This is a genomic window from Candidatus Tectomicrobia bacterium (genome assembly GCA_016192135.1).
In the GTDB taxonomy this organism is placed as follows: domain Bacteria; phylum UBA8248; class UBA8248; order UBA8248; family UBA8248; genus 2-12-FULL-69-37.
On sequence record JACPUR010000038.1, the window covers coordinates 45,852 to 61,035 of the forward strand.

Annotated in this window: 11 protein-coding genes and 1 tRNA gene; all 12 read right to left on the reverse strand. The window is 69.1% G+C overall.

Features of this window, described 5'->3' with window-relative positions:
- Positions 1 to 96 precede the first annotated feature (96 nt).
- The 12 genes from HYZ11_15910 to HYZ11_15965 all read right to left on the reverse strand — a co-directional run bounded on the left by HYZ11_15910 (position 97) and on the right by HYZ11_15965 (position 15,182).
- Positions 97 to 2,019: an ATP-dependent metallopeptidase FtsH/Yme1/Tma family protein gene (locus HYZ11_15910; GenBank protein ID MBI3129092.1), complete on the reverse strand. Its 1,923-nt coding sequence runs from the start codon at positions 2,017 to 2,019 to the stop codon at positions 97 to 99.
- Positions 2,020 to 2,085: 66 nt separating this feature from the next.
- Entirely contained in the window at positions 2,086 to 3,591 is a 1,506-nt protein-coding gene (gene tilS / locus HYZ11_15915; GenBank protein MBI3129093.1) for a tRNA lysidine(34) synthetase TilS, read from the reverse strand.
- A 31-nt stretch (positions 3,592 to 3,622) separates the two neighbouring features.
- A tRNA-Met gene (locus HYZ11_15920) sits at positions 3,623 to 3,698 on the reverse strand.
- A gap of 19 nt (positions 3,699 to 3,717) precedes the next feature.
- Positions 3,718 to 3,873, reverse strand: coding sequence for a hypothetical protein (locus tag HYZ11_15925; GenBank protein ID MBI3129094.1), 156 nt, complete (start codon positions 3,871 to 3,873; stop codon positions 3,718 to 3,720).
- 167 nt (positions 3,874 to 4,040) lie between these two features.
- The gene (locus HYZ11_15930) at positions 4,041 to 5,753 is read right to left on the reverse strand and encodes a proline--tRNA ligase (GenBank protein ID MBI3129095.1); all 1,713 of its coding nucleotides are present in this window, start codon (positions 5,751 to 5,753) and stop codon (positions 4,041 to 4,043) included.
- Entirely contained in the window at positions 5,753 to 6,988 is a 1,236-nt protein-coding gene (gene ispG, locus HYZ11_15935) for a flavodoxin-dependent (E)-4-hydroxy-3-methylbut-2-enyl-diphosphate synthase (protein ID MBI3129096.1), read from the reverse strand. The genes HYZ11_15930 and ispG overlap by 1 nt, the downstream gene beginning before the upstream one ends.
- Before the next feature lie 29 nt (positions 6,989 to 7,017).
- Positions 7,018 to 8,202: an RIP metalloprotease RseP gene (rseP, locus tag HYZ11_15940; GenBank protein ID MBI3129097.1), complete on the reverse strand. Its 1,185-nt coding sequence runs from the start codon at positions 8,200 to 8,202 to the stop codon at positions 7,018 to 7,020.
- 8 nt (positions 8,203 to 8,210) lie between these two features.
- Complete coding sequence (locus tag HYZ11_15945) at positions 8,211 to 8,867, reverse strand: outer membrane lipoprotein carrier protein LolA (GenBank protein ID MBI3129098.1); 657 nt, start codon at positions 8,865 to 8,867, stop codon at positions 8,211 to 8,213.
- Positions 8,868 to 9,041: 174 nt separating this feature from the next.
- A complete protein-coding gene (locus HYZ11_15950; GenBank protein MBI3129099.1) occupies positions 9,042 to 9,716 on the reverse strand; it encodes a phosphoribosylglycinamide formyltransferase in 675 nt (224 codons plus the stop codon).
- Positions 9,713 to 10,792, reverse strand: coding sequence for a phosphoribosylformylglycinamidine cyclo-ligase (locus HYZ11_15955; protein ID MBI3129100.1), 1,080 nt, complete (start codon positions 10,790 to 10,792; stop codon positions 9,713 to 9,715). The genes HYZ11_15950 and HYZ11_15955 overlap by 4 nt, the downstream gene beginning before the upstream one ends.
- Positions 10,793 to 10,819: 27 nt before the next feature.
- Entirely contained in the window at positions 10,820 to 12,937 is a 2,118-nt protein-coding gene (gene lpxC, locus HYZ11_15960; GenBank protein MBI3129101.1) for a UDP-3-O-[3-hydroxymyristoyl] N-acetylglucosamine deacetylase, read from the reverse strand.
- The gene (locus HYZ11_15965) at positions 12,930 to 15,182 is read right to left on the reverse strand and encodes a PAS domain-containing protein (protein ID MBI3129102.1); all 2,253 of its coding nucleotides are present in this window, start codon (positions 15,180 to 15,182) and stop codon (positions 12,930 to 12,932) included. Before HYZ11_15965 ends, lpxC begins: the two co-directional genes overlap by 8 nt.
- Between the last annotated feature and the right edge of the window lie 2 nt (positions 15,183 to 15,184).

Sequence of the window (15,184 nt, forward strand, 5' to 3'; positions counted from 1 at the left end):
GGCCGCGCGGGGCGGGCCTGCGTGCGGAACTTTCCCGGAAACCCGGGACGGCCGGCGCGGAGGGAGAGCCGGAGGAAAAGCCCGCCTTCCTCCCGCTCAGGCTTGTCCCGGGGCGAGGTCGGGCGGGGAAGGCCGCGGGCCCCTCGCGGGAGGGGCCTCCACGGGCACGGGCGCCGCCACGCCGTCCGAAGGAGGGGCCGACGCGGCCTCCTTGCGGCCGGCCGGCATCGCCCCCGTCGTCATGAGCGATTGGATGTCCTTCAGGTCCAGCGTCTCGAATTCGAGGAGGGCGTTCGCGAAGAGTTCGAGCTTCGCGCGGTTCTCCTCGAGGAGGCGGTAGGACCGCTCGTAGCTCGCGGTCACGATGCCGCGCACCTCGGCGTCGATCTCCAGCGCCACGGCGTCGCTGTAGTCACGGTGCTGGGCGAGCTCGCGGCCGAGGAATATCTGTTCGTGCTTCTTGCCGTAGGCGAGCGGGCCGAGCTTCTCGCTCATGCCCCACTCGCAGACCATGCTCCGCGCGAGCTCGGTGGCCATCTGGATGTCGGCCTTGGCGCCCGTGGTGAGCTCGCTGAAGACGAGCATCTCGGCGGCGCGGCCGCCCATCAGCCCGGTGATCTGGTTGAGGAGGAAGGTCCTGTTGTGGCTGTAGCGGTCCTCCTCGGGGACCGACCAGGTGCTCCCCAGCGAGAATCCGCGGGGGATGATGGTCACCTTCTCCACGGGATCGGACCCGGGGATGAGGAGCGCGATGAGGGCGTGGCCGGCCTCGTGATAGGCCGTGTTGCGCTTTTCCTTGTCGCTCAGGACCAGGCTCCGGCGCTCCTTGCCCATGAGCACCTTGTCCTTGGCCTCGCGCAGGTCCGGCATGGCGACGGCCTGCTTGCCCTTGCGGGCGGCCAGCAGGGCGGCTTCGTTCAGGAGGTTCGCCAGATCGGCGCCCGCGAAGCGGGGGGTGCCGCGGGCGATCATTTCGAGGTCCACCGTCTCATCCAAGGGGACGTTCCGCGAGTGGACCTTGAGGATTTGGAGCCGTCCCTTGATGTCGGGGAGCGAAACCACGATCTGGCGGTCGAACCGCCCCGGCCGCAGGAGGGCGGGATCCAGCACGTCCGGCCGGTTCGTGGCCGCGATGAGGATGACGCCGTCGTTCGACTCGAAGCCGTCCATCTCGACCAGGAGCTGGTTCAGCGTCTGCTCGCGCTCGTCGTGCCCGCCGCCCAGCCCGGCCCCGCGGTGGCGGCCGACGGCGTCGATCTCGTCGATGAAGATGATGCACGGGGCGTTGGCCTTCCCCTGCTCGAAGAGGTCCCGCACGCGGGAGGCGCCCACGCCCACGAACATCTCGACGAAGCTCGACCCGCTGATGGAGAAGAAGGGCACCTCGGCCTCCCCCGCGATGGCGCGGGCGAGGAGCGTCTTGCCCGTCCCCGGAGGGCCGACCAGCAGCACTCCCTTGGGGATGCGGGCGCCCAGGCGGGTGAACTTCCCCGGGTCGCGGAGGAACTCCACCAGCTCCTCGAGCTCCTCCTTGGCCTCCTCGATCCCGGCCACGTCCTTGAATGTGACCTTCTTCTTCGAGTTCTCGGGCACCAGCCGGGCCTTGCTCTTCCCGAAGGAGAGCGCCTTCGAGCCGCCGATGTGCATCTGCCGCATGAAGAAGATCCACACCCCCAGGAGCACCAGCATCGGGAACCAGCTCAGCAGGAGGTTCATGTACCAGTTGTTCTGATCGGCGGGCTGGACGTTGATGCGCACGCCCTTCGCGTTCAGGGACTCGATGAGGTTGTTGTCCTTGGGGGCGAACGTCTGGAAGCTGCGGCCGTTGGTGAGGCGCCCGCGGATGTTCTCTCCCTGAATCAGGACCTCGCTCACCTGGCCGTCCGCGATGGCCCGCAGAAAGTCGCTGTAGATGATGGAGCGGTCGGTCGTGCGGGCACCGTTGAACGCCTGGAAAATACCGACCATGACCAGGCCGATGATGAGCCAAACGGCGAGATTCTTATAAAATTGGTTCAAGCGGGATCCTCTCTTGGCGTGCCTTTCGCCGCCGGGCAAATCGGCTCGCCCGGCCAAAAACAAATACTAACAGGAAAGATACGCTCCGTCCATGCCCGGCTTCGGGCGAACAGACGGTTTCAGGGGCTCGGCGCGCAAGAGAATCAAGCGCTTGGACCCGGCACGCCCCCGGAATTTTTCCGACACCTGGTGGCCGATCACCCAGACGACTTCACGGCCCACGGCCAGGAGAGGAATTTGCTCCCGCTCGCCGCGGGGAACCTTCCGGTCGATGAGATACTCCTTGAGCTTCCGCCCCCCCGGCGCCCCGGCCGGCTGGAACCGGTCGCCCTCCCGGCGGGCGCGGAGGACGGCCCCCTTCCCGAGTCGATCCGCGTCCAGGACGGCGGCGAGAGGATCGCGCCCAGCGCCTTCGCCCGGTGCGCCGGGCGAAGGCGAAACCCGGAGGACGATGCGGAGCCCCTCGTGGACCGTCCGCCCGCGCCGGCGGAGGGGGACTTCCTCGCGTGAAGGCACTGAGGGGCGTCCCCGGGGCGCGAGGATCAGCGAGCCGTACTCCCGCCGGGCCTGGAGGCCCTCCGGGAGGTCCAGTGTGGCGGAAGGCCCGCCCTCCCGGGCGAGGCGATCCAGCGCGTCCAGGTGCCGCCCCAGGGCGCTCCGCCCTTTCGGGGCGGATTTCCGGGTGCTTTCGAGCGCCGCGCGCCACAGGCCGGCCCGTACCGCCTGGGGAAGCGCGTTGGCCCGATCCAGGGGAGCGATCCGCACCCGGCCCGCTCCCTCGTGGAGCAGGTCCGCGCAGGCTTGACTCACGAAGGCCTCCAGAGCCTCCCGGGCGGCCCCCAGGCGCTCCGCGCTCCGGGCCGCGCCCTCGGCGGCCGCGGGACCGAACGCCTTCTCGATGACGGGCCAGAGGCGGCGGCGCAGCCGGTTGCGCGGATGGCGCTCGTCCCGGTTCGTCTCGTCCTCCACCCACTTCGCCTTCCGCGCCCGCAGGTACGCGCGGGCCTCCGAGCGGCGGACGGGCAGCAGGGGCCGCACGATCACGACCCCCTCCCCTCCCTCCATCGGGGAGACGGGACGCATCCCCGCCAAGCCCGCCAGCCCGCCCCCCTCGAAGAGGCGCATGAGCACCGTCTCGGCCTGATCATCGAGCGTATGCGCCAGAGCCACCGCGCGGGCGCCGGCCTCCTTGGCCGCCTTAAGGAGCGCCTTGCGCCTGGCCTCCCGGGCGGCGGCCTCAAGTCCCCCGGGACGCTTCCCCGGCACCCGGACGCGGATCAGGCGGAACGGGATGCCGTGCTCCCGGCAAAACCGCTCGGCGTGGGCCGCGTCGCGCTCGGCCCGGGCGCCGCGCAGACCGTGCTCGACGTGGACGGCGAGAAGGGGCCGCCCGGGCGGGAGGAAACCCGAGAGCCACAGGAGGAGGGCGGTGGAATCCGCCCCCCCCGAGAAGCCCGCCATGACGGGGCCTTTTGCCGCCTCTTGGGCGCACGCGTGCCATCCCTCGCGGGCCCGGGCCTCGAAGGCGCGGACGGCGGCCGGGCGTGGCCGGGGACGGGGGGGGAGAGTCATCGGCCCTCCAGGCCGGAGGGAGAGAGGAAAATGGTGGCGGTGGGAGGATTCGAACCTCCGACACTACGGGTATGAGCCGTATGCTCTAACCGCTGAGCTACACCGCCGCGAGCGGAATCCGCCGGCTCAGGGAGTCTCCTTCGGCCGGAAGATGGCGAGCGCGAACATGGCCGAGAGGATGAAGAAGAACACCCGCATGCCGATGTCGGCCATGCGGAGGCCCGCCATCAGGCAAAGATAGGCAAAGAAGAGGAGACACAGAATCTCGATCTCGCGTCGCATGGGTTGGCGGCTCCCCATTCGGGAATCGGGCGCGGGAGGCGTCTCCTCCCCTTGCTCGGCCTGCTCAGCCGCAGGTTCGGGATGAAATTCCTTTCCGGCCCGCGTGCTGCCGGGGGCGAATATACTGGGGCTTTCGCCGGAGCGTCAAGGTTTGGCGGCCGGAAGGGCTAGGAAGCACTCTTCTCCTTCCGCAGGCGCTCGCTCAGGGCCTCCGCCGCGCCCTCCAGGGGGACCATCTCGGTTTCCCCCGTGCGGCGGGACTTCACCTCCGCCTTCCCTTCCTTGAGCCCCTTGGGGCCGATGACGAGCTTGTAGGGGAACCCGATGAGGTCGGCGTCCTTGAACTTCACCCCGGCCCGCTCGTCCCGGTCGTCGAGCACCGCGTCCACCTCCCGGCCCTCGAGCTCGCGGTGGAGCCTCTCGGCCGCCTCCCGGGAGGGGGCGTCGGCGGCGTTCACCGGGATGATGTCCACCTGGTAGGGCGCCAGGGGGACGGGCCAGATGATGCCGTCCGCGTCGTGGTTCTGCTCGATGGCCGCCGCCACCGTGCGCCCGATGCCGATGCCGTAGCAGCCCATGACGATGGTGCGGGTCTCGCCCTTCTCGTCGAGGTAGGTGGCGTCCAGCGCCGAGGAATACTTGGTGCCCAGCTTGAAGACGTGGCCCACCTCGATGCCCCGCCGCACGGAGAGGGGCTTACCGCACCTCGGGCAGGGGTCTCCCTCCCGGGCCAGGATGAGGTCGGCGAACGAGTCCGCCTTGAAATCGCGGCCTTCCTGGACCCCGACGTAGTGATAATCCGTCTCGTTCGCCCCGACGACGAGGCCTCCCCTTCCCTTCAGCGAGGGATCGGCGAGGATGTGCGCGCCGTCCAGGCCGACCGGCCCGGCGAAGCCCACGTCCGCCCGGGAGAGTTTCCGCACCGTCTCCGCGTCCGCCATGACGAGGTCCGTGGCCCCTAGGGCGTTCTTGAGCTTGACCTCGTTCAACTCCCGGTTTCCCGGGACGAGGGCGGCCACCGGCTTCCCGTCGGCCAGATAGAGGAGCGTCTTGGCCAGCCGGTGGGGGGGCTGGCCCAGGAGGGCGGAGACCTCCTCGATGGTGCGGGCGCCCGGGGTGTGGACTTTTTCGAGCTTGGCCGGGGCACCGTCCGGCAGGGTGAGCCGCACGGGGGTCTTCTCGGCGTTCGCCGCGTACTCGCAGGCAGGGCAGACATGGATGGCCTCCTCGCCCGTGTCGGCCATGACCATGAACTCGTGCGAGAAGCTCCCACCGATGGCCCCGGAGTCCGCCTCGACCACTCCGAACTGGAGGCCGCAGCGCCGGAAGATGCGCTTGTAGGCCTCGACCATGGCGCGGTAGCTCTCCTCCGCCCCGGCCTCGTCCCGGTCGAAGCTGTAGCCGTCCTTCATGGTGAACTCCCGGCCGCGCATGACGCCGAAGCGGGGCCGGATCTCGTCCCGGAACTTGGTCTGGATCTGGTAGAGGTTGAGCGGGAGGTCGCGGTAGCTGCGCACCTCGCGGGCCACGAGATCGGTGATCACCTCCTCGTGGGTGGGACCCAGGCAGAAGTCGCGCCCGTGGCGGTCCTTCAGGCGAATGAGCTCCTTGCCGTAGATGTCCCAGCGGCCGGTCCGCTGCCAGAGCTCGGCCGGATTGAGCGCGGGAAGGAGCACCTCCTGCGCCCCCGCGCGGTTGAGCTCTTCGCGGCAGATCTGCTCGACCTTGCGCTGGGCCTTGAGCCCGAGGGGCAGGAGGGTGTAGACACCCCCGGCCAGCCGGCGGATCATGGCGGCCCGCACCATGAGCCGGTGGCTCACGACCTCGGCCTCGGCGGGCGCCTCCTTGAGGGTGGGGAAGAAGCCCCGGGTGAAGCGCATCAGCCCCGCCCTTCCCCGTTCTCCTCCCGGCGGCCCCACTGGGCCGCGAGGGCCTCGACCTGCTCGACCAGGCGGCGCTTGATGTCCTTGTAGTCCACCAGCCCCTGCTTCTCTCCCTTCATGAAGATGAGGGCGCGCTTGTGGCCTCCCGCCACGCCGATGTCGGCTTCGCGCGCCTCCCCCGGGCCGTTCACCTCGCAGCCCATGACGGCCACGGTGATGGGGGCGGTGATGTGGGCGAGCTCTTTCTCGACCTCCAGGGTGAGCTTGTCCACGTCGATCTGCACCCGCCCGCAGGAGGGGCAAGCCACGACGTTCACCCCCCGCTGGCGCAGGCGGAGGCTCTTCAGGATCTCGAAGCCCACGCGCACCTCCTCCGCCGGGTCGGCCGCGAGGGAGACGCGGATGGTGTCCCCGATGCCCTCCGAGAGGAGGATGCCGAGGCCCACCGCGGACTTGAGGCTTCCCGTCTGGAGGCTCCCGCTCTCGGTGATGCCCAAGTGGAGGGGGTACTCCACTCGCCGCGCCATGAGGCGGTAGGCCTGCACGGTGCGGGTCACGTCCGAGGCCTTGAGGGAGATCTTCGTGTCGTAGAAGCCTCGCTTTTCGAGCATGGCGACGTGGCGCAGCCCGCTCTCCACCATGGCCTCGGGGGTGGCCCCGCCGAAGCGGTCGAGCAGATGCTTCTCGAGCGAGCCCGCGTTCACCCCGACCCGGATGGGGAGCCCCCGGTCCTTCGCCGCCGCCACCACCTCGCTCACCCGGCCCTCGCCGTTGATGTTGCCCGGGTTGATGCGCAGGCAGTCCGCTCCGGCCTCCGCCGCCATGAGGGCGAGCCGGTAGTCGAAGTGGATGTCGGCGACGAGGGGCGCATCGGTGCGCTTGCGAATTTTCTTAAAGCCCTCGGCCGAACGCTCGTCCGGGACGGCCAGGCGGATGATCTCGCAGCCGGCCTCCTGGAGGCGGGCGATCTGGGCGAGCGTGGCCTCCACGTCCCAGGTGTAGGTGTTGCACATGGATTGGACGGCGACGGGCGCCCCTCCGCCGACCCGGACCCCGCGCACGCTGACGGGGCGGCTCCGGCGCCGCTTCAGGGGGAACAGGTGCGGATCGGCGCAGGGGAGCCCCTCCCCTCCCGGCGCGGCCGGGTTCCACAGGGGCAGGCCGCTCCCTCCCGCCGCCGGGGCGGAGGGGGATTTCTTGAAAAGCGACTCGTCCGTGAACGCCTCGAACATCGAGCGGCTCGCTCTCCTGGCGGACGCGCCTAGCGCTGCCCGGCCGGGGCGGGCGGCTTCGCCGGAACCGGCTGTTTCTGCGGCTCCTGCCGGGCCGGCGCCTCCCCGTCGCGGCTGAGAAGGTAATATACGCTGTCCTTGTAGGTGGCGAAAATCATGAGAGCGATGAGGAGTACCGTCCCCACCTGCATGGCCGTCTCGCGCACCCGGAGGCTCAGCGGCCTCCCCAGCGCAGCCTCGATGCCCAGGAAAAGGATGTGCCCGCCGTCCAGGATGGGGATGGGCAGCAGGTTCAGGATGGCTAAGTTCACGCTCAGCAGGATGGTGAACATCACCAGGTACCGGAGGCCGCGCTGGGCCTGCTCGGCCGCCACCACGGAGATGCGGATGGGGCCGCCGATGTCGGCCGGGATGATGCGCGCCACCATGGCGTAGAGGGACACGACCGTGAGCCGGGCGATGCGGTAGGTCTGCAGGAAGCCCTGGCCGAGCGCCTCCACCGGCCCGTGGTACTCGGTCACGAATCCTTGCCCGAGGCTGATGCCGATGCGCCCGTAGCCGAGCTCCTGCCCGTCCTCGCCCTTCGAGGTGGGGGTGACGGGGAGCGTCACTTTCGCCCCGGCCCGGTCGATGAGCAAGGGGAGGCGCTTGCCGGCCTTTTCGCGGACCATCTCGACGAGGTCGTTCCATTTCTGGACCGGCTTTCCGTCGACGGCGACGATGTGATCGCCCGGCCGGAGGCCGGCCGCCTCTGCCGGCGAGTTCGGGAGCACCCCGCCGACCCAGGTGCCGGGGACAGGGATGCCCGCCACGTGGAGGCCCCAGCTCAGCACGACGGCCGCGAGGATGTTGGCCAGCGGCCCCGCCGCGATGACGATGAGCCGGTGGCTCACGGGACGCAGGTAGAAGGATTTCTCGGGCTCCTTCGGGGGCTCGGCGCCCGCCTCGGGGTCCTCCCCCACGAGCTTCACGTAGCCGCCCAGCGGGATGAGGGAGAGGCGGTATTCCGTCTCGCCCCGGTGGAAGCCCCAGAGCCGCCGTCCGAAGCCGAGCGAGAAGACGGAGACGCCGATGCCCAGCTTCTTCGCGGCGAGATGGTGGCCGAGCTCGTGGACGAAGATGAGGGCGCCCAGGACGAGGACCGCCCAGAAGATGGTCTGCCCCGCGCTCAGGAGCCACTCCACTACCGGCGACGCCATGATGAAAGACACCATGAAACCTCTCAGCGGCTTTGGGCGCCGGGGCTTGGCATGCGGAGAATCTCCGCGCCCTGTGGCGCCTGGAATTGGAAGAGGGAGTCGGGAATCTTCCCGCCCTCCTTGATGCCGGAGAAACGCATCCGGCTCCGGTTCTCCAGCGGGTCGATGTACTCGACGCCGGTGATCTGAAAGGTGGCCGGATCCACCTCGAGCCACATCTTCTTGAACCCGGGCTGCGGCTGCCGGGGCGTCAGCGAGAGCCGGTGGGGCTGGCCCGCTTTCCAGGCGCCCTCCTGACGCGGCGGCAGGCCGAAATCCTCCACCTTCACGTCAAAGCTCTTCCGCAGATCACCCTTCCCCGCCAGGAAGACGAACGGCGTCGAAGGCGCGGACGTCACCTCGCTCTCGATGACCTGGTTCAGCTTGGGCGTGTGCACCCACAGCTTGCTTCCATCCGAGACGACGAGCTGCTTCTCGGGCTCGATGTACTCTACCCGCACGCGGCCCGGCTTGCGCAGCCAGATCTTGCCCTTCGAGCGGGTGGTCTGGCCGAGGGAGCGAAGTTCGTTCTCCTGCTCGAAATCCGCCTCCAGGGCAACCGTCGCCTCGTATTTCCGCTGGAGGGAGCCGATGAGCGCGTCCGCGCGGGGCCTCTCGCCCCGGGGCGCCTCGGCGCCCATGGCAGCGGGGTTGATTGGCAGAAAGGCAGCCAGGAGAAAAAAGGCTGCGGCGCGAATCGGCGGAATGAGGAACCCTCCAGGTGGACGCCAAGCGGCGGACATCCACATTGGGCAGACCCGATTCTAAGGAGGGCACTCCAGGCTGTCAAGAAATGGCCTAGGCGGCGGAATTTCCTATTTTTCTTCGCACGGAGCCGTGAGGCCGGCCATCGGAGGGGAGATGAAGCCGGCGCCCTGCTCCGCCGCTCCCTCGAAGCGAACCCTCCTCCCCTCCTCCAGGCGCACCCGCCCCTCGGCGATGAGGCGCACGGCCAGGGGGTAGATCCGGTGCTCGTAGCGCAGGATGCGGGCGGAGAGGGCGTCCTCGTCATCCCCCGGGAGCACGGGCACGGCGGCCTGCAGGACAACGGGGCCGGTATCCACCCCCTCGTCGATGTAGTGGACAGTGCAGCCCGCGATCCGGACCCCGGCCCGCAGCGCCTTCCGCTGGGCGTGGAGGCCGGGGAAGCTCGGCAGGAGCGAGGGATGGATGTTCAGGAGCCGCCCCGCGAAACGGCGCACGAACTCAGGCGGGAGGATGCGCATGAAGCCCGCGCAGCAGACCAGCCCCGCCCCCGACCGCTCAATCCGGTCCCCGACGCGCGGGAAGAGGTCCGGCCCGGCCGCGTCGATGCACTCGGCCGCGACCCCGGCCTCCCGGGCGCGCGCCAGGGCGTGGGCGTCCTTCTTGTCGCTGAGGACCAGCACGACCTCGGCCGGGTAATCCGCATCCTTCCCCGCGTCCAGGAGAGCCTGGAGGTTCGTCCCCCGACCCGAGGCAAGAACAGCGACGCGAAGCTTCTGCTTCATTCTCTTTCTCCCGCGATGGTCACAGGAGGCTCGCCCGCCCCCCGGCGGACCACCCGCCCGGCCCGGTGGACGGCCTCGCCCGTTCGCACCAGGGCGTCCTCGATCTCCTGGGCTTTCGAGGCTTCGGCCGCGACCACCCAGCCGAGCCCCATGTTGAAAGTGCGGAACATCTCGGCCCGCGCCACCGGCCCCCGCCGCGCCAGCAGGCCGAAGATGGGCGGCTCGGGCCAGCTCCCCGCCTCGAAGCGAGCCTGCAGCCCCTCGGGCAGGATGCGGCAGACGTTCCCCGGGAGGCCCCCTCCCGTGATGTGGGCCATGCCGTGGACCCCGCCGTTCCCCCGGATGGCGGCCACGGCCCGGGCGTAGATGCGGGTGGGCTCGAGGAGCACCGCGCCCAGCGGACGGCCCAGCTCCGGGTGGGGCTCCGTCCTCTCCCATTCCGATGGATCGGTGAGGATGCGCCGCACGAGGGAGTAGCCGTTGCTATGGAGGCCCGAGGAGGAGAGTCCCAGGAGGACGTCGCCCTCCCGCACCGCGCCCCCGTCCACGCTCTCCTCCCGATCCACCACCCCGACCGCGAAGCCGGCCAGATCGTACACGCCGGGCTCGTACACGCCGGGCATCTCGGCCGTCTCCCCTCCCAGCAGGACGCAGCCCGCCCTGCGGCATCCCTCCGCCACGCCTTCCACCACGGCGGCGAGGATTTCCGCCTCCAGCTTGCCCGTGGCGAGATAGTCGAGGAAGAAGAGGGGTGCGGCGCCCGTCGTGAGGACATCGTTCACGCACATGGCGACGAGATCGATCCCCACTGTGCCGTGGCGGCCAAGGCGCTGCGCGACGAGGAGCTTGGTGCCCACCCCGTCCGTCCCCGAGACGAGGATGGGCTCCTTGAGGCCCGTGGGGAGGCGGAAGAGGCCCGCGAAGTCCGCCAGGCTCGGCGGAATGCGGTTCTCACGGCCCTCGCGGGTGGAGCGCACGGAGCGGGAGATGGCACGGACGAAGCGGTCGCCCGCCTCCACGTCCACGCCCGCGGCCTGGTACGTGAGCGCCGGTTTCGGGTCCAAGGCCGGGTCCATCCCGGCGGGGGCGAAGGCCGCCCGCGCCTACAGGAGAGCTTCGGTCAAAAGGCGCACCAGCGCCACGTTATGGCGGTGGCCGGTGCGCTCGGCCGTCACCTTCGCCCGAAGGGGGCGGCCGAGGAGATAGAGATCGCCCATCACGTCCAATATCTTGTGCCGGACGAACTCGTCCGGGTAGCGAAGCTCGGTGTTCACCACCCGCTCCTTGTCTACCAAGATAACGTTCCCCCAGCGCCCCCCCTCGCCGAGACCCATGCGCTCGAGGCTCTCCAGCTCCCAGATAAAGCTGAAGGTGCGCGCCTGGGCGATTTCATTCTGGAAGCTCTCGGGGCCCGTGTGGTGGTAGCGGTAGCTCTGGCGCCCGACGGGCTTCGGGAGGTCAAGGAGATAGGAGACGACGAGCTCGTCGGAGGGTTCGGCCCGGATGTAGCCTTCGGGCGAGCCCCGCTCGCCCACCTCGTACACCTTGTCCAGCGTCAGCGGCGCCGCCCCTTCACCCTGCTCCTCGAGCCCGGCCTCCTCCAGCAGGCGGCAGAACTCCACGGCGGAGCCGTCCATGACGGGCACCTCTTCGCCGATCTTCACGAGGAGGTTCGTCACCCCGTGCGCGTGGAGGGCGCTCATCAGGTGCTCGATGGTGCGGGCGACGACGGGGCCGTTCCGCAGGTTGGTGGCATGGTTGGTGTTGTCCACGAACTCGACCCGGGCGGCGACGGTGTCGGAGGTCGTGAGGCTCCCGAAGCGGATGCCGCTGTTCGGCGGCAGCGGCTCGATGATGAGGCCCGTCTTCAGCCCCGAGTGCAGGCCCCGCCCGTAGAGCACCAGGCTGCGGCCGATGGTGCGCTGCGAGCCGCCCGGGGCGCTCCGGCGGACGGGTGCGGGCGGCTCGATGCCGTGGCGCTTGAGGATGCGGCCGAGGCTCGCGGGGGTCATGCCGACGGCATGCGCGGTGGCCGCCACATTCCACTTGTTGTGGATGAGGTGGAGAGAAAGGAAGCGGCGCTCCCACTCCCGGCGGGCTTCCTTGAAATTGGCCGCGCCCGCGCCATTCGCCTCGAGAACTCCCCTCTGGAGCGGGGCCGGAAGGTGCTCGGCGCGGACGAGGCGGCCCGGCGCCGTGTAAGCGGCGCGCGTCACGGCGCTCTTGAGCTCTGTGACGTTCCCCCGCCAGTCGTATTGATAGAGCGCCGCGAGGGCGTCCTCGGAGAACTCCTTCTCGCGGGAGGCCTCCCGGGCGGCGTCGGCCAGGAAGAAGTTGGCGAGGATCAGAATGTCGCCGCGCCGCTCCCGGAGGGGGGGTAGGCGCAGCTCGCGCCCCTTGACGCGTCCGGCCGCTACGGCGGCGAGGGCGAGGGCCTCCCCGCCTTCTTCGTCAATCGCGACGACGAGCCGGTGCCCGTCCTTGGCGTGGAGGAAAAAGGCGTCGAGGATTTCCATGCGCTCCTCCGCCGGCGCCAGTTCCCATCCATCCAGATAAATGGTGCCGCTTTCGGCCGCCGGCAGGAGGCGCCGGAGCGAGGCCAGGAACTCCCCCTTGCGCTTGGGCGAGGGCAGCGACCGGCAGTGGAGTGGGGCGAAAGGACCCTCGCGGGTGACACCCCGGTTGTGGAGGACGTGCGCCAGATGACGCTTGCCGGTGCCCCTCTCTCCAAGGAGGACGAGCGGCCGGAGATCGCCCGCGGCGTCCTCGAGGGCGGAGCGGAGGTCGGCGACCTTGGAATCGTTTCCGTCGATGAAGGAGACGGCCCGGCCCGCCGTCTTCGCGTCGCGGGCGCGGCGGCTCTGCACCGCCTGGCTCACCACGCGGAGGACGGTCTCCATCGAAAGCGGTTTCTCGATGAAATCGAAGGCGCCAAGCTTGGTGGCGGCCACGGCGGTGTCGATGTTGCCGTGGCCCGACATGACGATGACCTCGGTATCGGCACTCGTCTCCTTCACCGCCTGGAGGGTCTTGATGCCGTCGATGCCGGGCATCCAGACGTCCACGAGGATGACGTCGGGCACCTCGGCCCGGACCAGATCCAGGGCGTGCTCGCCCGTGCTGGCCTTGACGACGCGGTAGCCCTCGTCCTGCAGGATGGCCTCCAGGCTGGAGAGGATGCCATCCTCGTCGTCCACGATCAGCACATGTCCCTTATCCAATGGTCGCCGTCCTCTCGGCGGCCGGGGCCGCCGCGTGCGTCAATGGCAGGTTGACGCGGAAGATGGAGCCCCGGGGATGGTTGTCCCGCACGGTGATCATCCCGTTGTGGTCCGCCACGATGCGGTGGCAGATGGCGAGCCCCAGGCCGGAGCCATGCTCCTTGGTGGAGAAGTAGGGGGAGAAGATGCGGGCCTTCATGCCCTCGGGCACGCCTTTCCCCTGGTCGGCCACCTCGACGACGACTTGGTTGCGGTCGGAGAAGGCGCGCACGCGGACCTCCCCTCCCCCCTCGATGGACTCGAAGGCGTTCTCCAGCAGATTGATAAACACGCGCTGGAGCTGCTCGGCGTCCGCCATGATGAGGGGGATGTTCTCCTGGATGGATATGGTCACCGACACATCGCCCTTCCGGGCCCGGTAGAGATTCACCACCTCTTCCAGGATCAACCCCAGCTGCGCAGGCCGCAGGCGCGGCTCGGGCATCCGGGCGAACCGGCTGAACTCGTTCACCAGCTCCATCAAGCTCTGCACCTGATGGACGATGGTATCGGTGCATACCTCGAATACCTCGGGGAAGTCCACTGCCCCCTGCTCGAATTTCCGCCGCATGCGCTGGGTCGAGAGCTGGATGGGCGTGAGGGGATTCTTGATCTCGTGGGCGATCCCCTGCGCCACCTCGCGCCAGGCCGCCACCTTCTGGGCGCGGATGAGGGCGGTCATGTCGTCGAAGACGACAACGGCGCCCAGGCGCTGCCCTTCGGCTCCCCTCAAGAGGGTGAGGCTGGCCCGGAGGGTGAGCACCCTCCCGTCCATCATCAGCTCGACCTGCTCCGAGACGCTCTCCCGCTCCTCGGAGCGCATGGAGCGCAAGAGCCGCCGGATGGGCTCGAGGTGCTGGCTCTGGAAGACCTCATTGAAGGGCTTGCCCACGGCGTCCAGGGGGGCGATGCCGAGAAGCTCCCCCGCCGCCTTGTTGAGAATGGTGACGCGTCCTCGCCGGTTGATGGAGACGACGCCCGTGCCGATATTCTCGAGCATGGCCTCCATGTACCGGCGGCGCCGATCCACTTCGGCGCTGGAGCGGCGAAGACCCTCGGAGGCGACCTCGATCTTCTCGCGGCTGGCCTTGAGCTCCTGCGTCATGCGATTGAATGCGTCGACGAGGATGCCCACTTCCCCGTCCGCCTGCACGTCAACGCGGTACTCCAGGTCGCCCTCGGAGACGGCCCGCGTGCCTTCGGCCAGCTTCTCGATGGCGACCGTAATGCCCCGGGCGACGTAGAAGCCGAACCAGATGGCCGCGAAGAGGATGAGCAGGGTGATGAGGAGGAAGGTGATGGTGTAGCTGGCCTTGATGGGATTCTTGGAGAGCTCGAGTTCCTTATAGTCCTCGTAGGCGCGGAAGATGCTCTTCACCCTTTCGGCGAGCCGGGAGGAGATGTACTTGGAGACGACGACGAAGCCGGTGACCTTTCCCTCCGCCTTGAGAGGATAGACGCCCAGCACGCCGTCGCCCTCCCCCCAGCTCTCGACGCTCGAGCGGGGCTCGCCCTCCATCACTTTGTCCAGGTATCCGGCATGGGGCTGAAAGACGGCGGTCTCGGGTAGGTCCGGGCGCCGCGCCGAGGCCACCTCCTTGCGGTCGGCACCGAAGATCCAGACCGCGTCCAGCCCCATCTCCTTGCGCTCTCGCTCGGCGAGGGCACTCCATGAGTCGGCCGGGGAGGAGTGCCCCCAGCCGGCCTTCTCGATCCGGTGGGCGATCTGTTCGGCCTCGGAGAGGACGGTCCGCTCGGTCTCCCGGTAGAAGGTCTGGGCGATCTCGAAGGCGCCCTTGAGGGCGACCTCGACCTTCATGCTGAAGATGGTGTTGAAGCTCTTGTTGATGAGACCGCTCGCCAGGAAGAAGAGCACCACCGATGGGACGAGGGTGAAGCCCACGAAAGCCACGATGAGCTTGACCTGGAGCCGCGAGCCGCCCGGCCCGGTGCGGGCCGCGTAGAACAGGCGCACGAGATTGCGGACCACCAGGAGGGCCAGCACCATCAGGAGGATGATGTTCAGGTTGACCAGGGCGAAGACGACGACGTTGTTCAGGAGCGGGGTGCCCGGGTCGAGCTCCTTGAAGTATATCCAGGCCGTCAGGAGGAGGACGGTGACGCCGATGACGGCGAGCGTGACCTTCAGGATGTTCTTGCGGCGCCGGGCTGTGATCTCGTCGTAGCTGAGCGTCGGCGGATACATCG